18 protein-coding genes are annotated in these 21869 nt (G+C 65.3%); 14 read left to right on the top strand and 4 right to left on the bottom strand.

What is annotated here, in order from left to right; all coding sequences use genetic code 11:
* Positions 1–95: 95 nt before the first annotated feature.
* The 4 genes from AZG88_RS43835 to AZG88_RS43820 are packed head-to-tail and all read left to right on the top strand — an operon-like array spanning position 96 to position 4100.
* Positions 96–749 (top strand): DJ-1/PfpI family protein, encoded by a 654-nt coding sequence (locus tag AZG88_RS43835; protein ID WP_061701209.1) that lies wholly within the window; start codon positions 96–98, stop codon positions 747–749.
* 10 nt (positions 750–759) lie between these two features.
* Positions 760–1068: a hypothetical protein gene (locus tag AZG88_RS43830; protein ID WP_061040631.1), complete on the top strand. Its 309-nt coding sequence runs from the start codon at positions 760–762 to the stop codon at positions 1066–1068.
* An 11-nt stretch (positions 1069–1079) separates the two neighbouring features.
* The gene (locus AZG88_RS43825; RefSeq protein ID WP_005244419.1) at positions 1080–1964 is read left to right on the top strand and encodes a phosphoribosylaminoimidazolesuccinocarboxamide synthase; all 885 of its coding nucleotides are present in this window, start codon (positions 1080–1082) and stop codon (positions 1962–1964) included.
* Between the two features lie 3 nt (positions 1965–1967).
* A complete protein-coding gene (locus AZG88_RS43820; RefSeq protein WP_061040632.1) occupies positions 1968–4100 on the top strand; it encodes a S9 family peptidase in 2133 nt (710 codons plus the stop codon).
* On the opposite strand, the gene AZG88_RS43815 is transcribed toward AZG88_RS43820, so the two are convergent.
* A complete protein-coding gene (locus AZG88_RS43815; RefSeq protein ID WP_061040633.1) occupies positions 4101–6425 on the bottom strand; it encodes an ATP-binding protein in 2325 nt (774 codons plus the stop codon).
* Positions 6426–6594: 169 nt separating this feature from the next.
* Between AZG88_RS43815 and AZG88_RS43810 the strand changes: the two genes are divergently transcribed.
* Entirely contained in the window at positions 6595–10026 is a 3432-nt protein-coding gene (locus tag AZG88_RS43810; protein WP_061701208.1) for a serine/threonine-protein kinase, read from the top strand.
* A gap of 16 nt (positions 10027–10042) precedes the next feature.
* On the opposite strand, the gene AZG88_RS43805 is transcribed toward AZG88_RS43810, so the two are convergent.
* The 3 genes from AZG88_RS43805 to AZG88_RS43795 all read right to left on the bottom strand — a co-directional run bounded on the left by AZG88_RS43805 (position 10043) and on the right by AZG88_RS43795 (position 13543).
* Positions 10043–10975: a VOC family protein gene (locus AZG88_RS43805; RefSeq protein WP_061040635.1), complete on the bottom strand. Its 933-nt coding sequence runs from the start codon at positions 10973–10975 to the stop codon at positions 10043–10045.
* A gap of 39 nt (positions 10976–11014) precedes the next feature.
* Complete coding sequence (locus AZG88_RS43800; RefSeq protein ID WP_061701207.1) at positions 11015–12460, bottom strand: NAD-dependent succinate-semialdehyde dehydrogenase; 1446 nt, start codon at positions 12458–12460, stop codon at positions 11015–11017.
* A 66-nt stretch (positions 12461–12526) separates the two neighbouring features.
* Positions 12527–13543, bottom strand: a complete 1017-nt coding sequence (locus AZG88_RS43795) for a dihydrodipicolinate synthase family protein (protein WP_061701206.1) — start codon at positions 13541–13543, stop codon at positions 12527–12529.
* Positions 13544–14099: 556 nt separating this feature from the next.
* On the opposite strand from AZG88_RS43795, the gene AZG88_RS43790 reads away from it, so the two are divergent.
* From AZG88_RS43790 to AZG88_RS43750, 9 genes are all read left to right on the top strand, one after another.
* A complete protein-coding gene (locus tag AZG88_RS43790) occupies positions 14100–15443 on the top strand; it encodes an aromatic ring-hydroxylating oxygenase subunit alpha (protein ID WP_061701205.1) in 1344 nt (447 codons plus the stop codon).
* Complete coding sequence (locus tag AZG88_RS43785; protein WP_061701204.1) at positions 15437–15979, top strand: aromatic-ring-hydroxylating dioxygenase subunit beta; 543 nt, start codon at positions 15437–15439, stop codon at positions 15977–15979. The genes AZG88_RS43790 and AZG88_RS43785 overlap by 7 nt, the downstream gene beginning before the upstream one ends.
* Complete coding sequence (locus tag AZG88_RS43780) at positions 15979–16278, top strand: dihydrodiol dehydrogenase (RefSeq protein WP_231914406.1); 300 nt, start codon at positions 15979–15981, stop codon at positions 16276–16278. Before AZG88_RS43785 ends, AZG88_RS43780 begins: the two co-directional genes overlap by 1 nt.
* Positions 16278–17261 (top strand): ornithine cyclodeaminase family protein, encoded by a 984-nt coding sequence (locus tag AZG88_RS43775; protein WP_061701203.1) that lies wholly within the window; start codon positions 16278–16280, stop codon positions 17259–17261. The genes AZG88_RS43780 and AZG88_RS43775 overlap by 1 nt, the downstream gene beginning before the upstream one ends.
* A gap of 5 nt (positions 17262–17266) precedes the next feature.
* Positions 17267–18046, top strand: a complete 780-nt coding sequence (locus AZG88_RS43770; protein WP_197436023.1) for an SDR family NAD(P)-dependent oxidoreductase — start codon at positions 17267–17269, stop codon at positions 18044–18046.
* A gap of 110 nt (positions 18047–18156) precedes the next feature.
* Positions 18157–18354 (top strand): ferredoxin, encoded by a 198-nt coding sequence (locus AZG88_RS43765; RefSeq protein ID WP_061701202.1) that lies wholly within the window; start codon positions 18157–18159, stop codon positions 18352–18354.
* The gene (locus AZG88_RS43760; protein ID WP_063819483.1) at positions 18347–19585 is read left to right on the top strand and encodes an NAD(P)/FAD-dependent oxidoreductase; all 1239 of its coding nucleotides are present in this window, start codon (positions 18347–18349) and stop codon (positions 19583–19585) included. Before AZG88_RS43765 ends, AZG88_RS43760 begins: the two co-directional genes overlap by 8 nt.
* A gap of 200 nt (positions 19586–19785) precedes the next feature.
* On the top strand, positions 19786–21021 hold the full coding sequence (locus tag AZG88_RS43755; protein WP_197436024.1) for an MFS transporter: 1236 nt from the start codon (positions 19786–19788) through the stop codon (positions 21019–21021).
* Between the two features lie 77 nt (positions 21022–21098).
* Positions 21099–21866 (top strand): cyclase family protein, encoded by a 768-nt coding sequence (locus AZG88_RS43750; protein ID WP_061040645.1) that lies wholly within the window; start codon positions 21099–21101, stop codon positions 21864–21866.
* Positions 21867–21869: the final 3 nt, after the last annotated feature.

Raw genomic sequence — 21869 nt, 5'->3', positions numbered from 1 at the left:
GTGGCAAAAATGCCAGTTCTCAGGCCTCGATCGGCTGGCTGACGTCACTAGCGCCTCGTGTACTCGGCACAAGGCAGACAGTGAAAGGCCCACGGATGCATGTCCAGATCGCGCTGTTCGACGGCTTCGACCCGCTCGACGTCATCGCCCCGTTCGAGGTACTGCACGCGGGTGGCCTCTACGCCGACGGCGCGCTGACCGTCGAATTGGCCTCCGCCGAGGGCGTGCGCGAGGTCCCCAGCGGAACAGTGCCGCTGAGTCTGCGGGCCGCCGCGACGCTCGACGCCGGCCGGGCCGATGTGATCGTCGTGCCGGGTGCGTCGGGGCGTGTGGAAGAGCGCACCGAGGGCGACGACACCATCCCGAAAATTCTCGGACGGACCCTCGAGACGCGGCTCCCCGACGTGCTGCGGGAGGCCTGCGCCGACCCCGAACTGATCGTCGCCACCGTGTGCGGTGGGTCGCTCGTCCTCGCGATGGCCGGACTCGTCGAAGGCCGCCACGCCGTCACCCATCACCTGGGAATGGATCTGCTCGACGCCACCGGGGTGGTCGCCGTGGACGCCCGCGTCGTCGACGACGGAGACCTCGTCACCGCGGCCGGCGTCACCTCCGGTCTGGATCTCGGACTGTATCTGCTCGAACGGGAGCTGGGACCGCGCATCGCGCACGCGGTCGAGACGTTGTTCGCCTACGAGCGCCGCGGCACCGTCTGGCGTGCCCGTGGGCTCGAACCCACCATCATCTGAGCAGCGGACCATGTCTGTCGACGGCACCTGGAACGTCGTGATCGCCACGCCCGTCGGGAAGCAACGCGTCGAACTGACCTTCGTCACGCAGGACGGGGAACTCCGCGGCACCGCTCGCGGAGCCTCCGAGGAAGTCCCGCTCACCGACCCGGCGCTCGACGGGAACCGGCTCACCTGGTCTCAGTCCATCACCAAGCCGCTGCGCCTCCACTTGCAGTTCGATGTCCTCGTCGAGGGCGACGAGATGACGGGGAAGTCGACGGCGGGACGTCTCCCCAGCTCGAAGGTCAGCGGCCGCCGGTCGGTGCCCGACCGATAGGCTGGGTCACCGTGCGCCCCTCACTCGATTCATACGCCCATCTGGCCGGTGGCAAGGTCCGCGACCTCTACACGATCGACGACGAGCACCTTCTGTTGGTCGCGAGCGACCGGATCTCCGCCTACGACCACGTCCTCAGCACCCCGATCCAGGACAAGGGACGGGTGCTCACCGCGATGAGCGTCTTCTTCTTCGGCGTCCTCGGTGGCAACAACCATCTGGCCGGTGAACCCGACGACAGCCGGATCCCCGAAGAGGTTCTCGGCCGCGCGCTGGTGGTCCGGAAGCTGGACATGGTCCCCGTCGAGTGCGTGGCCCGCGGCTACCTCACGGGGTCGGGGCTGATCGACTACAACGAGACCGGCGCGGTGTGCGGCGTCGCACTGCCCGAGGGGCTGGTGGAGGCGAGCCAGCTTCCCGACCCGATCTTCACGCCCGCCAGCAAGGCCGAGCTGGGCGAGCACGACGAGAACATCAGTTTCGAGGCCGTGGTCGAGAAGGTGGGCCAGGACCTGGCCGTGAAGCTGCGCGACGACACCCTCGACATCTACGGCCGGGCGTCCAACTTCGCCGCGGACCGGGGCATCATCCTCGCCGACACCAAGCTCGAGTTCGGACTGGACCCGCAGGGCAACCTGGTTCTCGCCGACGAGGTCCTCACCCCCGACTCGTCCCGGTACTGGCCGGCCGACGGGTACGAGGCAGGGAAGGTGCAGCCGAGCTTCGACAAGCAGTTCGTCCGCAACTGGCTCACCGGCCCCGAATCCGGCTGGGACCGAGCGTCCGACACTCCGCCGCCGCCGCTGCCCGCGGAGATCGTGGAGGCGACCCGCGAGCGGTACATCGAAGCGTACGAGCGGATCTCGGGTCTGTCGTTCGCGGACTGGGTGGGCTGAGACATGACCTCCGAAGGCGCGAAACTCACCCCGCCGGTCGCGAAGAAGGTCCCCACCGAACGCGTCCACCACGGTCACATGTTCGTCGACGAGTACGAGTGGCTGCGCGACAAGGAAGACGCCGAAGTCGTCGCGTACCTCGAGGCCGAGAACGCGTACACCGAGCAGCAGACCGCCCATCTCGCGCCGCTGCGGGACCAGATCTTCCAGGAGATCAAGTCCCGCACGCAGGAGACCGACATGTCGGTTCCCACCCGCATGGGCGACTGGTGGTACTACGCCCGCACCATCGAGGGCAAGCAGTACGGCGTCCAGTGCCGGGCACCGATCGCCGGCCCCGACGACTGGACCCCGCCGGAACTGACTCCGGGTGTCGAACTCCCCGGTGAGCAGGTGCTGCTCGACGGCAACGCCGAGGCCGAGGGTCACGACTTCTTCTCCATCGGCGCCTTCTCGCTCAGCCACGACGGCACGCTCCTCGCGTACTCGGTCGACGTGGTCGGCGACGAGCGGTACACGCTGCGTTTCAAGAACCTCGTGACCGGCGACCTGCTGCCCGACGAAATCCCCGACACCGCGCCCGGCGCCACCTGGGCGATCGACCACAGTCACGTCTTCTACCTGACCGTCGACGAGTCCTGGCGTCCCGACACCGTGTGGCGGCACAAGCTCGGCACCGACCGCGCGCAGGACGTCACCGTGTTCCACGAGCCGGACGAGCGGTTCTGGGTGTCGGTCGGGTCCACGCGGAGCGAGAAGTACCTCATGATCTGGGTGGGGTCGAAGATCACCAGCGAAGGCTGGGTGCTCGAATCGGAGAACCCCGAGGGCGAGTTCCGAGTGGTGCTGCCGCGACGCGAGGGCGTCGAGTACGGCGTCGAGCACGCGGTCGTCGCGGGAGAAGACCGCTTCCTGATCATGCACAACGACGTCGTCGACGGTGAGAAGGCCGAGAACTTCGTGCTCGCCGACGCGCCGGTGTCCGACCCGACGTCGCAGACCATCCTCATTCCGCACCGCTCCGACGTGCGGTTGGAGGAGGTCGACGCGTTCGCCGACCACCTCGTGCTCGGCTACCGCCGCGAAGCGTTGACCCGGCTGGCCATCTGGCCGCTCGGTGAGGACGGCTACGGCGAGTTCACGGAGATCGAATTCGACGAGGAACTCTTCAGTGTCGGGCTCGGGGCCAACCCGGAATGGCGGCAGCCGACACTGCGGATGGCGTTCACGTCGTTCATCACGCCCGGCCAGGTCTACGACTACGTGCTGTCGACGGGTGAACTCGCCCTGCGCAAGTCGCAACCCGTGCTCGGCGAATTCGATGCCGGCAACTACGAGCAGCAACGCGACTGGGCCGTCGCCGACGACGGGACGCGCATCCCGCTCTCGATCGTCCGGCGCAAGACGAACGGCGTCGACGACCCCGCCCCCACCCTCCTCTACGGGTACGGATCGTACGAGGCCAGCATGGATCCCGCGTTCTCCGTCGCGCGGCTGTCCCTGCTCGACCGCGGAGTGGTGTTCGTGGTCGCGCACGTGCGCGGCGGCGGCGAGATGGGCCGGCACTGGTACGAGACCGGCAAGACGCTCACGAAGAAGAACACCTTCACCGACTTCGTCTCGAGCGCACAGCATTTGATCGACACCGGACGCACCACTGCGCAGCAGATGATCGCCGACGGCGGCAGCGCAGGCGGCCTGCTGATGGGTGCGGTGGCCAACCTGGCACCCGAACTGTTCGCCGGCATCCTCGCCAACGTTCCCTTCGTGGACCCTCTGACGTCGATCCTCGACCCCTCACTGCCGCTGACCGTCATCGAATGGGACGAGTGGGGAAACCCGCTCGAGAACCCCGAGGTCTACGAATACATGCGCTCGTACAGTCCGTACGAGAACGTCGAGGCCAAGGACTACCCGGCGATCCTGGCGATCACCAGCATCAACGACACCAGGGTGCTCTACGTCGAACCGGCCAAGTGGGTCGCGAAACTGCGCGCCACCAAGACCGGCGACACACCCCTGCTCCTCAAGACCGAGATGAGCGCCGGACACGGCGGCGTCAGCGGACGCTACGAGAAGTGGAAAGAAGTAGCGTTCGAATTCGCGTGGGTGCTCGACCTGGTCGGCAAGCGCTGATCAGGGCCGGCCGATCCGACCTTGCTCGACGACCCAGGCGGCGATCTGGGAGCGAGACGTGAACCCGAGCTTGACGAGAATGTGTTCGACGTGGCCCTGCGCGGTGCGTTGCGAGATGACCAGCTTGGTCGCGATCGCCTTGTTGGTGAGGCCTTCTGCGACGAGTTCGGCGACCTGCTGCTCGCGCCGGCTCAGGGACGGGTGCTCGCCGGGCGAATCCGTGATCGCTCGTGGTTGCTCGTTCAGGGCGAACGCGACAGCGTCCTCGAAGTCGAGGCCCGACCCGCGCCGGAACGCGGTGTCGAACTCCCGTCCGCCGAGTTCACGGCGCGCTCGTCGTTCGAGTTCGTCGTGGTGGCCGGCGAGTTGCGGGAAGACCGCCGCCGGGCCGCCCACACCCTGCCACAGTGCTTCGGCCGCACCCATGAGGGTCGCGGCACGTTTCGGCAGGTGATTGTCGGCGGCGATCCAGGCCAGGATCTGCATGCACCACGCGGAGTTGACGACGTCGTCCGCGCGACGCGTCTGTCGTAGCCCGTCCTCCAGGAAGCTACCGGCCCGCTCGTGGTCTCCGCGCTGCCACATCGCCAGCGCCGCGGTCCACAGTGACCACCCGCGGTATACGGATTCGCCGTGCGCCTCGCTGATTTTCTGGATCTCCCGCTGGCATTCGACTGCTCGGGTGACGTCTCCGAGGTACGCACTCGCCAGGGCCAGTCCGAGGAGTGCCCACATCTCCTGCAGGGGATCGGCGTCCGCACGGAAGCTGTCCCGGGCCGTCTGGAAGCACTCGACCGCATGGTGCAGGTCGTCGCCGCGGAAGAGGGAATTGAATCCCTCGGCCGAAGTCATGAGTGCCGTCATCGCGGTGTCGCCCGATCGGTCAGCGAGATCTCGACCCTCGCTCACGAGGGAACTCGCAGCCTCGAGGTCGCCCTGCGCCCCCGCCAACATGCCGGCGGCATGCAAGGCGGTGATCCTGTCGGTGGTCGGAATCGCGGACGAATAGGCCAGCGCACGGTCGAACCAGCGGCGACCCTCGTTCAGTAGACCGAACGAGCGCCAGAACAGATACATGTCGTTCGCGATTCGTAGACCGGACTCGGCCTCCGCCGGATCGGATACGCAATATTCCAGTGCATCACGAAGATTTGGCTGTTCGCGATTCAACCGAGCGACCCATCTCAGTTGTCGGGGGCCGATCCACCCGGATCGAGCATCCGATGCCAGACGCTCGTACCAGTCGCGGTGCTTCCGCCTCATCTCTTCGACTTCGCCCGATTCACGCAACCGCTCCAGGCCGTAGTCGCGAAGGGTGTCGAGCAGCCGATAGCGGACGACGTCGCCGGCCTCCTCACGAATCAGGATCGATTTGTCGACCAGCGAAGCGATCACATCGAGCAACGCCTCCGGTTCGAGGCCACCCGCACAGATGCCTTCGGCGGAATCCAGCTCGAATCCACCGGCGAACACCGCCAGGCGGCACCACATTTCACGTTCGCTCCGCGTGCACAGGTCATAGCTCCAGTCGATACACAGCCGTAGTGTCTGCTGGCGAGACGGAGCGCCACGGCTGCTCAACGTCAGTAGCCGGTATCGGTCGGTGAGCCGGTCGAGAATCTGCTGCGCCGTCATCGCCCGCAGCCGAGCGGTTGCCAACTCGATCGGTAGCGGCAATCCTTCCAAGCGTTCACAAATTCTGGCGACAGTCGATCCGTTGTCGTCCGTGATGGCGAAGCCGGGGACAGCCCTCGACGCCCGCTCGGCGAAAAGAGTCACGGAGTCGTACTGCGCCATCCCCGCGGGAAACGAGGATCGGGTCGATTCCGGAACCGGCATCGGAGGGACACGGAGGGCAGCTTCGCCGTCGATTCCCAGCGCCTCGCGGCTCGTTGCGAGGATGCGAAGATTCGGGCAGTTCTTCAGCAGTGCCGCGGCCAGCGTGGCGACGGCAGCCACCAGATGCTCGCAGTTGTCCAGGACCAGTAGCAACTGCTGATCGGCCAGATGTCTCTGCAGGATCGCCGACGTTCCCGGCGCCGACTGCTCCCGCACGCCGATCACGGTAGCAATGGTTTCTTCGACCAGTTCCGGCGCTTGCAGTTCGCCGAGTTCGACGAGCCAGACCCCATCGGCGAACGCGCGTCGAGCGTCGTCGGCGACTCGGAGTGCGAGCCGTGTCTTACCCACGCCGCCGATGCCGGTCAGCGTCACCAGCCGCGACACGGACAGCAAGCGTTTCGTCTCGGCGGCTTCACGGCGCCGGCCGACGAAACTCGTCAGCTCGCACGGCAAATTTCCCGACTTGCGTTGTGCGGCGGACATGAGAACTGTCGCCTTCCTATCCCGGGGCCTTCGTGTAACCGTACTCGCTCACAGCGGGGTGTTCGGCCGAGAATGTGTCAGTAGTTTCGCCGTTCACCAGGCACTATGCTGATCGTGCCGCGTCAAGCGCGGACAGTGCAGACAGTCGATCCGGAAGTCGAGGCCGGCGATGGCCGAATTCGATCCGCTAGCAACTCAGCGAGACGCGGCCGCAGGGATCGTGCCCGAACTGGAGGCGGAAGGCTTCGAGAACGCCCAGGTTGTGGGCCGAGGCGGCTTCGGCACGGTGTATCGGCTCGACCAGCCCAACCTGAACCGCACCGTCGCGATCAAGGTCCTTCGGTCGGACGTCGATCGTGAGAACAGGGAGCGATTCCTCCGCGAGCAGCGGGCTATGGGCGCTGTGTCCGAGCATCCCAATATCGTCTCCGTCTTCCACGCCGGAGTCACGGCGACGGGGCATCCGTACCTGGTCATGCCCTACCACTCGCGCGGTTCGCTCGATGCCCGGATTCGTGGCGACGGGCCTCTCGACTGGCGAGCAGCAGTCAGCATCGGGGTCCGGCTGGCAGGTGCCCTCGAAGTTGCGCACGGGGCCGGCATCCTTCACCGGGACATAAAGCCGTCCAACGTCCTACTGACCGATTACGGTGAACCTGCCCTGACCGATTTCGGGATCGCACGGATCGAGGGTGGCTTCGAAACGTCCGAGAACATCATCACCGGCTCACCTGCATTCACTGCTCCCGAGTTGCTGCACGGGCAGACTCCGACAGCAGCGTCGGATGTCTACGCTCTCGGGGCGACGCTGTTCTGCCTCGTCACCGGCCATGCTGCGTTCGAGCGCCGGTCCGGGGAGAGTGTCGTAGCTCAATTCCTTCGCGTTGCGCGTCAACCGGTCCCGGACCTGCGGTGCGAAGATGTTCCGGATGATCTGTGCGCCGCCATCGAGCACGCGATGGAACAGGATCCGGCCGACCGCCCGAGATCCGCTGTCGAATTCGGCGACGAACTCCGTCTCGTCCAGCGTCGACACTCGCTCACCATCGACGATATGGCCCTGCCGGGCGGGCAGGGGAGGGGTGACGCGCGCCATTCACGGTTGTCGCCGCCCACTCCGCGGACCAGGTACCGACCGCCGACTGCCGTCCGTCCGTTGGTCGACCGCACCCGGCTGAGCGGGCTTCTTCGCGCGGGCCGAGGACGCCGCCTGATCGTGATTCACGGTCCTGCGGGATTCGGCAAGAGCACATTGGCTGCCCAATGGCGAAAGCAGTTGAGCGCGGAAGGAATCGCGGTAGCGTGGCTCGCGGTCGACCACGACGACAACAACGTGGTCTGGTTCCTTGCCCATCTGATCGAGGCGATCAGGCAGGTCCGGCCGACCCTCGCCGAAGAGTTGGTCCGGGTGCTGGAAGAACACGGGAACGACGTCGAGCGGTTCGTCCTCGCATCGTTGATCGACGAGATCCACGAGGGGGGTGAGCGTATGGCGATCGTGATCGACGACTGGCATCGTGTCACGGACAACGCCGCCGTCGCCGCTGTGGAGTACTTGATCGACAACGGCTGCCACCATCTGCAGCTCATCGTGACGAGCAGAAACAAGTCCGGCCTCCCGATGAGCCGGACCCGCGTCCGCGACGAGTTGGTCGAAATAGACTCCACGGATTTGAGATTCGACCTCGCGGAGTCGACAGAGTTTCTCGTGCAGTTAAGTGGGCTGGCGCTCGAGAACGCACAGGTCGCCTCGATTGTGAGGTCGACCGATGGTTGGGTGGCAGCGCTTCAGTTGGTATCGCTCTCGCTGCGCGGCAGTGACGACCTTGCGACGTTCGTCGAGAAGCTGTCGGGCCGCCACCGTGGGGTCGGTGACTATCTCGTGGAGAATGTCCTGGATTCCCTCGAACCGAGAACGTTGAACTTCCTGCTGTCGATATCCGTGCCCGAGCGGATCTGCGGGGGCCTCGCCTCGGCGCTCATCCGTAGCGAACACGGTCGCGCAATGCTGGAGGACGTCGAGAATCGAGACCTGTTTCTGTACCGGGTGGACGATGACGGGGAGTGGTGTCGGTTCAGCAGTGTGTTTGCAGAGTTTCTGCGTGCCAGGCTCGAACGCGACCAACCCGAGCGGACGCGGGAACTGCACAGAATCGCATCTCGTTGGTTCGCCGACCATGATCTGCTGAGCGAGGCGGTCGATCACGCCCTTGCGGCGAGCGAGATCGATGACGCGGTCGAACTCGTGGAGACCCACGGCATGTTCCTGGTGACGCACGGGCAGCTGGTCACACTCCTCGGTCTGGTCGCGAAGCTTCCGCGGGATGTGATTCTGGCGCGCCCGCGATTGCAGATTGCCGTCGCGTGGGCCGACGTGTCACTGCATCGTTCGGCGTCCGCGCAGAAGGCATTGGACCGTGCCGAAGCCTGTCTCGCACAGAAACCGCTTCCGACGACACACTCCGATCTGGTGCTGGAATCAGATCTCGTCCGTGCGGTCCTCGACGTCACCGCCGATCGTATCGACCGGGTGGGCGATCTCGTGTCGGGCTGCCTGGTCGAGCCGGATGCAGTGAATCCGTGGGTCGTTTCGGTGGCAGCGAATCTGGCTTCGTTCGTGAGAATCTGCCGGTTCGAGTTCGACGCGGCGCGAAATCTCCAAGATTGGGCCGCCGACTATCACCGACGATCCACCGGTCCATTCAGCGCGGTCTATGGCCACTGCTACGCCGGTCTCGCCGCGAATGAGCAACTGGACGTCGTGGCGGCCGAAGAAAGCTATCGGCAAGCACTTCGGATCGCGAGAAAGTCGATGGGTATCCATTCCCATGCCGCCCGGATGGCCAGTGCACTGCTCGGCGAACTGATGTATGAGCAGAACCGCCTCGACGAAGCCGAAGGCCTACTCGACGAGGGCCGTGCGCTCGGATCCGAGATCGGGTTGGTCGACTTCATGATCGCGATTTATGCGACCGGCTGCAGAGTCAAGGTAATGGCGGGTGACATGGATTCTGCAACAACATTGTTGAATGAGGGCGATCGGATTGCCCGAACGATGTCGCTGCCGCGATTGTCGGCACGGATCGATGACGAGAGGAGTCGCCTCGGGCTCCCCGTCCCATCCGTCGCTCGGGAGCGACCGGGTAGACAGGCCGGTGGTGTTTCCCTTACGCCGGTGAAAAACGATCAGGGTCCGTCGACCGGCATCGAGGCAATCACGGTGCAGCTGACAGAGTCCGGTGCCATTCGCCGGCTGATTGCCGAGCCGTCGACCGAGCGGGTCGACATCGCCTGCACCAGGGCGGGTGCCCTGGTGCAGGCGGTCGCCGCTCAGAATCGGCCGCGGGCGCTCCTGGAGGCACGACTTCTGTTCACCGATTGCCTGTCTGCGTCGGGCAGGAACGACGACGCCGAGAGTGAACTCGTCCCGCTCGCCGCGCAGTGCGCCGAGTTGGGTCTCGTTCGTCCGATGTGCGACGCGGGACCGAGGGTTGTCGCAGTCGCCTCTCGGCTCCTCGAACGGCAACGGACGACGCGATGGCGTGCGGAATGGCCGACGGTTCCGCCCGCCTTTCTGAACGCGGTCGTCACCGGCGCCTGATGCCGGCTGGTGCGACTCACAGTTGCGGCGGCGTCCACAGCACGGGATCGTCCGATGGTGCCATCTTCGCGAGGATCACCTCGTCGAACACGTTGGCGGTACCCCACTGATCCTGTTCCTCGAGGCTGGTGCCCCACACCTTCGGAGTCCAGCCGTGCTCTTCGTCGATGACCTGGAGGGCGGTGGTGTACTCCATGACGAAGCCACTCGACGGTTCCTGGAAGTACGAGTAAGTGTTGTCACCGGCGCCGTGGCGGCCGGGACCCCACAGCGGCTGGTGGCCGGCCCGCATCATGCGGCCGGTGCCGCGCATGAACTCGTCGATTCCGTACAGTTCGAACGAGACGTGGTTCAGGCTGGTGTTCTTCGACTGGGCGAAGGCGATGATGTGGTGCCAGCGACCGGTGCGCATGAAGCAGAAGAAGTCCTGGAGCCAGTCGGAGATCTTGAAGCCGAGGACGTCGCCGTACCATGTGATCGTCTTCTGCAAGTTTGCGGTGTTGAACACGACGTGGCTGATGAACTTCGGTCGGGACTCGCCGGCTTCGACTTCGCGGAAGATTCGCTGGTCGACCTCGGCGGCGAGTTCGATGGCGCGCCCGTCGCAGTCGAAGAAGATGCATGAATAGCCGCCGCCGAAGTCGCCGCGGTCGCCGGGTTCACGGATGATCTGGGCTCCGCTGTCGGCGACACGCTCGGCTAGGAAGTCGACGCCGGCGCGGTCGGTCACATTGAACGTGGTCAGTTCGATTCCGGCGACATCGTTTTCGCGGAGCTTGATGGCGTAGTTGTCGGCGCATCCGGTTCCGAAGTAGGCCTTGCCGTCATCTTTCGTGACGAGGTCGAGTTGCCAGAGGTCGCGGTAAAAGTTCGACGCGGTGGTGAGTTCTTCGACGGCGATGGTGACCGAGCGGACGTGCGTGATGGGATGGACTGAGGGAAAGGACATGTCGTCTCCTGGAGCTGAACTGGGAAATGAGCGGTGTCGTCACCAGTTGGTGGCGATGTACTTCGCTTCCATGAACTCGAGCAGGCCTTCGTGCGCGCCCTCGCGGCCGAGTCCGCTCTGCTTGACGCCGCCGAACGGTGCCGCGGGGTCGGACACCAAACCCCGATTGACGGCGACCATACCGGCTTCCACCCGGCTCGCGACGGACAGGGCGCGCTGCAGATTGCCGCTGTAGACATAGGCCGCGAGCCCGAGGTCGGTGCTGTTGGCCGCGGCGACCGCTTCGTCGTCGGTGTCGAAGGCGATCAACGATGCGACCGGTCCGAAGATCTCCTCGCGCACGATCGCCGATTGCGGGTCGACACCGACCAGGACGGTGGGGGAGTAGAAGGAGCCACTCGAGATCGGCCGCTGGCCGCCGGTCAGCACCGACGCACCGTCGGCGACGGCGGCGTCGACGAGTTGCTCCACCTTGTCGACGGCCTTGTCGTTGATCAGTGGTCCGCACTCCGAACGCTCGCTGGTACCGGCGCCGACGCGCAGTGTGCCCATGCGTTGTCCGAGACGACCGGCGACCTCGTCTATGAGCGACCTGTGCACGTAGATGCGGTTGGCCGCGGTGCACGCCTGGCCCCCGTTGCGCATCTTGGCGATCATCAGTCCGTCGACCGCCTCGTCGATGTCGGCATCCTCGAGAATCAGGAACGGCGCATTGCCGCCGAGTTCCATCGCCGTCTTGAGGATCGAGTCCGACGACTCGCGCAGCAGGGTGCGGCCGACTTCGGTGGAGCCGGTGAACGACAACGCCCGTACGCGTGAGTCATGGAGCATGGCGGAGACGACCTGCCCCGCCCGTGAGGTCGTCACGACGTTGATGACGCCGTCCGGGACACCGGCTTCACGGCAGATCTTCGCGATGAGCAGGCTGGTGAGTGGGGTCTCGGTCGCGGGTTTGAGTACCACGGTGCAACCGGCGGCCAGGGCGGGCGCGATCTTGCGTGTCGCCATCGCGGCCGGGAAGTTCCACGGGGTGACGAGCACTGCTACGCCGATCGGCTCGTACTCGACGAGTATGCGGTTGGCGCCGTTCGGGGAGGTGCTGAGCTGACCGACCGCGCGGACCGCTTCCTCGGAGTACCACCGAAAAAATTCGGCGGCGTATGCGGTTTCGGCCCGCGAATCGGCGAGCGTCTTCCCGTTCTCGGTGGAGATCAGTTCGGCGATGGACTCCGCGCGGTCGGTCATCAGTTCCCAGCATCGGCGGAGGATCTCCGCGCGTTCGCGCGGACTGGTGGCACGCCAGTCGGGCAGGGCGGCCGCCGCGGCGCCGACCGCGTCCAGTCCGTCCTCGACGGTGCCGTCCGGGACCGTGGCGATCAGCGCACCGGTGGACGGATTCAGGACGTCGATCGACTCCCGGGTGCGTTCGATCGGGTGTGCGCCGATGACCAACTCCCGGGGCAGGGTGGCGGAGTTGAGCGACATGAGAAGTTCCTTCTTTTCTGAGTCCGGCCAGGGTCCGGTGGCTGTCGTGGGATTGATCGACGAGGGTCAGGCCGGGTTACGGCCCACCAGGAATTCCTCGTCGAGTGAGGTGGTGACGTCGAGGCCGGCCGCGACCGCCCCGGCCCGCAACTGCTTCATCTGCCCGTCGTTGACGCGGGCCTGAGGCGCTCGCAGCGGTCCACCGTTGAATCCGTTGAGCCACCCCTGGTATTTCCACAGGTACCTCGGCACCATGGCGGTGCCCGCGAGTGCCTGGCCGACCACGACCGCGTCGGATTCCCGGATCGGGTGGAGCTTCCAGTAGATCTCCATCGCGTCCTCGAACTTGCCGTCGCGCATCAAGTCGAAGTAGCGGGCAACCCAGGGGCCGTAGGCCTCGTAGTTGGACGTGCCCATCCACTGCATGCCGTACGCGGCGTGCCAGGCGGGTGAGTTCGACTCGATCGGGTCCATGACGATCACGTCGTTCCGGTAGCGCTCGAAGATCTGCGCGATGCCACCGACGCCGGGACCGCCGACTTCGGTCTTGACGGCCACGACGTTCGGAATCTCATTGATCATCCGGCCGATCAGGTCCGGGGAGAAGTGGCTCGGGTGGAAGCGGCGGAAGTTCCACAAGTGCATCGCGAACACGATGATGCCCAGATTGGTGCTCTCCGCGATCGCGCGGGTGTACTCGAAGACTTCTTCTTCCGACTTCGGGTAGAAGGTGAGCGGGTAGGAGACGAGGACGATGTCCGCGCCCAGACGCTCGGACTCGCGCACGAGGGCGATGTTGTCTTCGAGGGTGGGCAGGACCGCGTGTACGACCGTCTGGAGACCGCCGGCAGCCTCGTCGACGGCGATTTCCGTCACCTGCAGCAACTCGTCGAAGGTGGTGCCGCACTCGGCCACCAGCAGTGCCCCCGAGATACCCAGCTCCTTCTCACGGGCGATGTCGTGCCGAATGGCGTGCTCGTTGATGCCCTTCAGATCACTGGTGAAGGTGGGCAGCAGGCATCCGCAGATGCCCTTCATGTTCGCGCGGGCCCAGGAGCGCGCGTCGGTTCGGGAGTAGCTCATGGATGTCCTTCGTTCGTGGGGGCAACGAATTCCTGCGCGGCTTGGGGCAGTTGCCCTGAAACCGCCCCGATCGTTCGGGCGCGAATGCGGCAGGCAGAAGATGTCTCACCCTCAATCATGTCCAATAAGTGGATATTGGAACCGATTAGTGGATATGGCGACGGTAACACCGACCCTGTTGCTCGTCAACGGTCGTTCGACGCTCCCTGTAGCCGGATCGCGACCGGGCCCAGGTTGCGGCCATTGCGGCACCTGCCCATTCGCGACAGGCCGACCATTCGCGACGGTCCGTGCAGAACGCCACCTAGCTGGGATTCTCTTGGCGTGTATGTCGTCCCGCTCGGCGGCATCGAACGCTCATCATGTGCCCGCGCTCTCGGCCGCGCTGCGGCGAACTTCGCATTGGGCCCGGCGTCGCATTGGCGGCAGCGGCGCGTGTTGACAGTTTCTGTGTGGCGTTGTTAGCGTCATCACATCCACCTAACGGACTTCATATCCATTATATGGATACGTCGTTTCGAGGTGTTTCAATCCACTCCTGATAGGGGTCAACCAGATGACACGTGTTACCGCGGACATCACTCGCGTGAGCCGCCGTTCCTACTGGGGCCGAGACGAATTCGAGTCCGAGATGGAACGAATCTTCGGACGGTGCTGGCTGTTCGTCGCCCACGAGAGCGAGATTCCCTCCCCCGGCGATTACGTCACCCGGAAGCTGGGAGGCGAGGACGTCATCGTTGTCCGGGACGAGACCGGCGACGTCCGGATCTTCCTGAATTCGTGCACACACCGGGGCAATCAATTGTGTCGTGCCGACATGGGCAACTCATCGCACTTTCGGTGCAGTTACCACGGCTGGACGTTCTCCAACAAGGGCACGCTGCGTGGAGTGCCCGAGCGCAAGCAGGTCTTCGACGCGGACTTCGACAAGAGCGAGTACAACCTGGTCGGGCCGCCGAACGTCGACGTCTTCCACGGGCTGATCTTCGCCAGCTGGGACCCGGACGCTCCCACGTTGCTCGACGAACTGGGAGACATGGCCTGGTATCTCGAGGCCGTGCTCGACAAAGCCGGTGACCTGCAGGTCGTCGGTCCGCCGGCGCGCGCCCTGGTGCGAACCAACTGGAAGCTCGGCGCGGAAAACTTCGCCGGCGACGGCTATCACCTGGGCACGACGCACAAGAGCCCGATCGATCTGGGCACCTACCTGAACACCGAGGTTTTTCCGCAGCTCGACGACGTCTCGATGGATGCAATGCGTGGGCGATGCATCGTCGCCGGCAACGGGCATACGCTCCGGGTCCAGCACTACGGACTGGAGTCCGATACCCCGGTGTTTCTCGGCTACCCGGAGAACCGCTGGTCCGACATCGCGGCCGGACTCGACCCCAGGCAGGCCGATCTGATGTCGAGAATGTCTGTGCTGCACGGAAATGTGTTCCCCAACCTGTCCTTCATCGACGCTGCGGCCCTTTCCTCCGGTGACGACACCCCGGCGGTGTCGTACGTGCAGTTCCGCCAGTGGCAGCCGGTCGACGAGATGCACTGTGAGCTGATCATGTTCGCGTTGGTCCCGAGGTGGTACGACGAGCAGCAGCGCGAGTATTCGCAGCGCGCGAACCTCCGCATGGTCGGTCTCGCCGGGATCTTCGACACCGACGACTTCCAGAACTGGACGTCCATCGCCGACATGAGCCGCGGTCGGGTGTCGCAGTCCACCGATTTCGTCTACGCCGGCGGAGTCGGTATCAAACCGGCCGACGATGTCGACTGGCCCGGCGCCGTCTACGACGTCGATCACTCGGAGGTCAACCAGCGGGCGATGTTCCGCAGGTGGTCCGAACTGCTCGACGACGACAGCATCTGCACACGCACGGCAGGGAAGGCGGGCCGATGCTGAGCGACGAACGTATCGGCGTCCAGGATACGGACGACGCCACTTTTACCAGCGTGAGCAGGTTCTACGGCCGGGAGACGGCGCTGCTCGACGCACACGACTACCCGCGGTGGATTCCGCTGCTCGAACCCGAATTCGTCTACCGGATTCCCGTCACCGTCACCCGCGACGACCCGTCGCAGTCCCCGTTCGTGGCCGGTGCGTACCTGCTCGACGAGTCCCGTGACTCCCTGGCCAATCTCTGGGCGCGGCGCCTCGAACCCGAACACATCGACTTCTCCTGGGGGGAGGTCCCGCTCCAGCGGGTGCGGCGGTTCGTGTCGGTCCTCTCGGTCACCGACACTGAGCGCGCGAACGAAGTATCGGTCGCGTCGAATGTGCTCGTAACCGTTGTGCACCAATCAGATCCGGTGGTGGTAACCGCGGCCGGACGACAGGACGTCCTGCGTCGCCGCGGCGACGGATGGGGCCTGGTGCAGCGGACGGTCCAGCTCGACGAGAGCGTGGTCCGACTGCCGCACCTGCGAATGGTGATCTGATGTCGGCCCCCCGGACACACACGAACGACTCGGCCGCGCCGCACGGTGGCGACGGAACCATCGAAACCGAATTCACCGTCGTCAACGAGTTCACTGCCGTACGGGTGCGGAAGATCCTGACCCGCAACGGGCAACGGCTCGAGATCACCTCACTCCGGCTCGACCATCAGATCCGTCTCGACGCCCTCGCCCTCGAGGCACTGAGCTGGCAAAACGAGGAAACCATCTCCGCCTACCTCGACCAGCCGTTCGGCCCCGAGGATCACCCGACCACCGACATCGGAAAAGAGAACAACTGATGCTGCTACTGACCGACGAGCACGTGCAAGCCCTCACGCAGATGCCCGACCTCGTCAGCGCCATCCGCGAGGGATACCGCACGCAGGCCCGCGGCGGTGCACAACTGCCCGACCGCATCAACCTGGAGTCCACGCCGGGATTCTTCCGGATGATGCCCGGCGTGTCGGACGGCGCGGGTTTGATGGGGTTCAAGGTGTTCAACCAAGTCTCCGAGGGTGGGGTCCAATACCTGATCGGCCTGTTCGACGAGCGGACCGGTGAGTTGCTCGCTCAGCTGGACGGCGCATACCTCACCGCTGCCCGCACCGGAGCGACCACAGGTGTGGCAGCGGGGTTCCTGGCACCGCAGACCGGTGTCGAGATCGGGGTCATCGGATCCGGCCTGGAGGCCGAGACGAACCTCGAGGGGGTCTGCGCCGCCCTCGACGTCAAACGGGTCCGCGTCTACAGTCCGAACCCACAGCGGCGGACAGCATTCGTCGACCGGATGGCCGCACGCCTCGATGTGGACGTCGTCGCGGTGTCCGATCCGGCCGAGGCGGCCGCAGCACCGGTCGTCGTGGTCGCCACCAACACCGGAGTCGGAACCGGACGCGTCGCCCTCGAGGGCAAGTGGCTCATGCCAGGCACCACCGTCCTGTCGATCGGCTCCACCATGCCCTCGCTGCGAGAGATCGACACCGACGTCGTCGGCCGCGCCGCACTCGTGGTCAGCGACGCCCCCGACCAGGCACGCACCGAGTCCGGAGATCTGATCGCCGCCGACGAAGAAGGGGTCCTCGACGGCAAACTCGTGGCACTGGCGGATCTAGCTGGAGGCAACGTGCCCGACCTCGACGCAGGCGCGATCACCGTGTTCAAGTCGGTCGGCACCGCGTTGCAGGACCTGGTCGCGGCCAAGGTGGTCTACGACAGGGCCGTGCAGCACGGAATCGGGACGTCGGTGGATCTGCTGCGCACCAAGAAGCCCGCGGGAGCATGAGCCCCATGGCGAATTGGGCCCAACGAGTGGCCGTGGTGACCGGCGGCGGCAGCGGAATCGGACGCGCTGTCGCCACCCGCCTGGCCGACGACGGCTACGCGGTCGCGGTGATCGATGCCAACGACGTGGCCGCCAAACGCACGGCCGAGATCGTCTCCGGGACGGGCGGTCGCAGCACCGCCTACGCGGCGGACATCACCGACGAGGACCGTGTCCGCGTAGTGGTCGGCGAGATCACGGCCGACCTGGGCGAGATCGACGTCCTGATCAATGCCGCCGGCATCTTCGACCAGAACCTGAACTTTGACGAGCTCACGTCCGCCACCTGGGAACGGGTCCTGCGCGTCAACGTCCTGGGTACCGCGAATGTGATGCGCGCGGTCGGAACGCTCATGGTCGAACGCGGCCGCGGCGCGATCGTCAACATCGCGTCGTCGGCCGGGCTGGTGCCCCGCGGCGGCGGGTCCGCCTACATAGCCTCGAAATACGCGGTCGTGGGCCTGACCCTGAAAGTCGCTGCGGAGTACGCCGGTCGAGGTGTGAGGGTCAACGCCGTCGCCCCCGGGTGGATTCCCACCGACCTGTTCACCACCAGCGCGGCCGCACTCCGGCGAGCCGGGGGATCAGTCCCCGACGAACCCTCACCCGTCGGAGGCAACATCCCGATGAACCGACCCGGAGATGTACGCGAGGTAGCGGCCGGAGTGTCATTCCTCGCCTCCGCCGAGGCCGGCTACATCACCGGTGTCGTCCTGCCGATCGACGGCGGATACCTCGTCGGCTGACTGCCCCTTGTGCCGTGCCGCACGGCACCACTCGAGAAGGAACGAACAATGTCACAACCCCATTCCCACCCGCGGGCAATCGCGGCCGACCGCAACAGCGAGGTGTAGCCATGCATGTCACCGCCGATGCCGGCAAGTGCCGTGGTTACGGTAGCTGCATGCTCGAAGCCCCCGAGGTCTTCGACCTGGACGAAGACGAGAACACGGTGATCCTGCTGCAGGAAAACCCGCCCGAATCTTTGCACACGAAGACCGACAGGGCGATTCGGTCCTGTCCCGCCAAGGCGTTGGGAACCCGCGATGAGTAGGTTTCAGCGCATCGTTGTGGTCGGCGGCTCCCTCGCCGGCATGAACGTGATCCAGGAACTGCGGCGCCTGGGATACCTCGGCGCTATCACCCTCGTCGGCGAAGAGGACGTGCGATCGCCCTACGACCGCACCGAACTCTCGAAGAAGTTGCTCACGGGCACAAGAGATCCGGACGATCTCTTCCTGCTGACCGAGGAGGAGATAGGCGAACTCGACCTCGATCTTCGCCTCGGACGCCGGGCCACAGCGCTCTCGCTCGACCCGTCTCGGCATACGCTCACCCTCGACAACGGCGCGGTTCTCGAATTCGACGCGCTCGTCGTGGCCACGGGTTCGAGGGCTCGGCGCCCAGCTTTCATGGGTGACCTCGCGGGTGTCCACGTTCTTCGGACGCTGCCGGACGCTCTCGCACTCAGATCCGAATTGGACAGTGCCCGAGACATCGTCGTCGTCGGTGCCGGGTTCATCGGCGCCGAGGTGGCGGCGAGCGTGCGCACTCGCGGGCAGTCGGTGACTCTGGTCGATCCGCAACCGACCCCCTTGGGCACCGTCCTCGGCCCCATCGTCGGCTCCCACTTCGCGGACCTGCACACCAGCCACGGGACCAAACTCGAACTCGGGGTGGGCGTCCAGGAACTGGCAGGTGACGGGCGCGTGACCGGGGTCAGGCTGACCGACGGACGACTTCTCCCCGCGGATCTGGTCGTTGTCGGAGTGGGTGGTTCCCCAGTGACCGAATGGCTCGACGGCTCCGGCGTCGAAGTGAACAACGGCGTCCTCTGCGACGATGGCGGGCACACCAACGTGCCCGGTATTTATGCCGTCGGCGACGCTGCCCGCTGGTACTCGGACTACTTCGGGGCGCAGGTACGCAGCGAGCACTGGAACAACGCGACCCTCCAGGCGACGGTGGTGGCCGAGAACATCATTGCAGCCGAGAAGAAATCGACGTTGTGCGCCGTGCCCAGCTTCTGGTCGGACCAGTACCGTAAACGCACCCAGATGGTCGGGTGTCCCCGGCCCACGGACGAGGTGTGCTTCGTCAGCGGCGGACCTGGCGACGAACGATTCGTCGCCCTCTACGGTCGCGACGACCGTGTCACCGGCGTCGTTTCGTTCAACTCCCCACGCGGGTTGATCAAGTACCAGCACCTGGTCGCCGAAGGGGCGTCGTGGTCCGCGTCGACGGCTGCGCTCGAGAACATCATTTCAACTGATAGCGGCCATTGACGGCGGTCGGGTCCTCCCCTCTCCCCAATTCCGTTGGGGAGAGATAGATTCGGACCCACCGACAGAGACCTGAGTCACAGTGTGGTGCGCGGCCTTAGTAATCGTCGGATCACCGACCCTCAGGTGTGTCCTGTCGGATCTCGCAATCTCCCGCTCAGCTGGCTATCCGGCAGGCATGGGCACCGATGGAAGGAACCCCCTTGTCGACAATTGACGGTAGCGACGTCTACCAGGCCCGATGGCGAATGCTCGCCCTGCTCGTTCTCGGCTACATCAGCCTGACGTTGAACTGGTTCAACATCGCGTCGGCCTTCACACCCATCAGCGAGGACCTCGGCGTGAGCTTCGAGCAACTCGCCCTGCTGATCGCGCTGTTCGTGCTCGGCTACGGGGTCGCCCACGTCCCGGGCGGCATCATCGCGGCCCGGCTCGGAATGAAGCGCACTCTCGTCCTCGGGATGGTGCTCCAAGGGGCCGGTGCGGCGCTGTCCGGCGTCGCGGTCGGCTTTCTCGACCTCGCCCTGTACCGGGTGATCGCCGGTGTCGGCGCGTCCATCTTCATCGCCGTCGCCGTCGCCGCCGTCAGCGTGTGGTTTCGTGATCACGAGATCAACCTCGCTCTGGGCATCGCATGCGGTGCTGCATTCAGTACCGGTGTCGCGTTGGGTCTGTATGCGTGCATCTACGTGACCGACCTCACGGGATGGCGTGGGATGCTTGCGATCTGCGGCATCGTCAATATCGTCCTGGCGGCGGCGGTTGCCCTGTGGTTCTACACCCCGCGTGGCGTCAGCGGACTCCACGGCGGCCGGATCAGCCGCGCCGGCCTGATCCGGGCACTGGTCGACAAGCAGCTGTGGATCTACGGCATCGCCATGCTCGGCGTGTACGGCGCCTACTTCACCGCATCGCAGCTGTTCAGCGAGTACGCGGTCGCGCAACGCGGCTTCACCCCCGGCCAGGGCGGCATGCTCGGCGCGATCCTGGCCCTGGCGGGAATCCCCGGCAGCCTGGTCGGTGGCAAGGTCGCGGACCTGGCCCGCAACTACCGATCCGTCATCGTCGTTCCTCTCCTGCTGATGGGGGCACTGATCGCCGCGATCCCCGTCGCCCCCGGTGCCCTGCTGTGGTTCATCTCCTTCGCGATCGGATTCCTCTTCGTCTTCAGCTACCCGGCTTGGCTGGGTGTGCCCGCGGACCTGTCGAAGATCGATCCCGAACAGGTCGGCACCGCGGTCGGCGTGATGCTCACCCTTGCGGCGGTCGGCGGATTCATCGTCCCCGTGGTCTTCGGGCACATCGTCCCCGATCACGGTTTCGCGGCCGGTTGGATTGCTGTCGCGGCGATCTCGGTGCTCACCGCCCTCGTGGGCCTGCTGGGCAAGAAGCGAGCCGCCGAGCCGCTCGGCGAAGACCACAAACTCACAGTCGGCTGACTGTGCACCTACCACATCCACTGTCGCACTGTGAGATCCAGAGTGCGATCAATCGAAAGAAATGAGGAAGTAAGCAGATGAGCAGAATCATCGACATCTCCATGGTCACCGACGGTGACCCCACCCTCGAGGGCAAGGGAGTGGTGTTCGAGCCCCACGTCCTCGGGGCGCAGTACAACGAAGAGCACTACGACATCGATCCGAATCACTGGCCCACCCCCGGTGCCGCGTTCGCGGTCGAACATATCGACATGAACTCACACACCGGCACGCACATGGACGCACCGTGGCACTTCGGTCCGGTGATGGCGGACGGGTCGAAGCCGAAGACCATCGAAGAGTGGCCCCTCGAGCGATGCATGGGTGACGGAGTCGTCATCGACATCAGTGATGCCGAAGACGGCTCGGAGGTCTCCCTCGAGGAAATTCAGCAGAAGCTGAAGGACATGAACTACACCATCAAGCCGGGCGACATCGTCCTCACGATGACCGGCAACGACAAGTACTGGGGAAAGCCCGAGTACACCACCCGTGGTGGCGGACCCAGCCGCGAGGCACTTAAGTGGATCCTCGAACAGGGGGTCACGGTCGTGGGAACGGATGCGTGGAGCTACGACCGCCCCTACGCCGCATGGGCCGCCGACTACCACAAGCACGGTAAGGACCCGAAGTACCTGTGGCCCTGCCACCTCCTCGGCCTCGAGATCGAATACGCGCACATCGAGAAGCTCGCCAACCTCGACCAGCTGCCCCCGCACGGGTTCAAGGTCATCGCGCTGCCCATCAAGATCGCCGGCGGCACCGCCGGATTCGTGCGGGCCGTTGCGATCGTCGACGAGGACTGATCA

The organism is Rhodococcus sp. LB1 (assembly GCF_001583455.1).
In the GTDB taxonomy this organism is placed as follows: domain Bacteria; phylum Actinomycetota; class Actinomycetes; order Mycobacteriales; family Mycobacteriaceae; genus Rhodococcus_F; species Rhodococcus_F opacus.
The sequence above is the reverse complement of the archived record's forward strand: the minus strand, read 5'-3'. Positions and strand labels throughout refer to the sequence as shown.

Coding starts and splice junctions, on each gene's coding strand:
- AZG88_RS43835 (WP_061701209.1), top strand. CDS start 96: ATGCATGTCCAGATCGCGCTGTTCGACGGCTTCGACCCGCTCGACGTC.
- AZG88_RS43830 (WP_061040631.1), top strand. CDS start 760: ATGTCTGTCGACGGCACCTGGAACGTCGTGATCGCCACGCCCGTCGGG.
- AZG88_RS43820 (WP_061040632.1), top strand. CDS start 1,968: ATGACCTCCGAAGGCGCGAAACTCACCCCGCCGGTCGCGAAGAAGGTC.
- AZG88_RS43815 (WP_061040633.1), bottom strand. CDS start 6,425: ATGTCCGCCGCACAACGCAAGTCGGGAAATTTGCCGTGCGAGCTGACG.
- AZG88_RS43810 (WP_061701208.1), top strand. CDS start 6,595: ATGGCCGAATTCGATCCGCTAGCAACTCAGCGAGACGCGGCCGCAGGG.
- AZG88_RS43805 (WP_061040635.1), bottom strand. CDS start 10,975: ATGTCCTTTCCCTCAGTCCATCCCATCACGCACGTCCGCTCGGTCACC.
- AZG88_RS43800 (WP_061701207.1), bottom strand. CDS start 12,460: ATGTCGCTCAACTCCGCCACCCTGCCCCGGGAGTTGGTCATCGGCGCA.
- AZG88_RS43795 (WP_061701206.1), bottom strand. CDS start 13,543: ATGAGCTACTCCCGAACCGACGCGCGCTCCTGGGCCCGCGCGAACATG.
- AZG88_RS43790 (WP_061701205.1), top strand. CDS start 14,100: ATGACACGTGTTACCGCGGACATCACTCGCGTGAGCCGCCGTTCCTAC.
- AZG88_RS43785 (WP_061701204.1), top strand. CDS start 15,437: ATGCTGAGCGACGAACGTATCGGCGTCCAGGATACGGACGACGCCACT.
- AZG88_RS43780 (WP_231914406.1), top strand. CDS start 15,979: ATGTCGGCCCCCCGGACACACACGAACGACTCGGCCGCGCCGCACGGT.
- AZG88_RS43775 (WP_061701203.1), top strand. CDS start 16,278: ATGCTGCTACTGACCGACGAGCACGTGCAAGCCCTCACGCAGATGCCC.
- AZG88_RS43770 (WP_197436023.1), top strand. CDS start 17,267: ATGGCGAATTGGGCCCAACGAGTGGCCGTGGTGACCGGCGGCGGCAGC.
- AZG88_RS43765 (WP_061701202.1), top strand. CDS start 18,157: ATGCATGTCACCGCCGATGCCGGCAAGTGCCGTGGTTACGGTAGCTGC.
- AZG88_RS43760 (WP_063819483.1), top strand. CDS start 18,347: ATGAGTAGGTTTCAGCGCATCGTTGTGGTCGGCGGCTCCCTCGCCGGC.
- AZG88_RS43750 (WP_061040645.1), top strand. CDS start 21,099: ATGAGCAGAATCATCGACATCTCCATGGTCACCGACGGTGACCCCACC.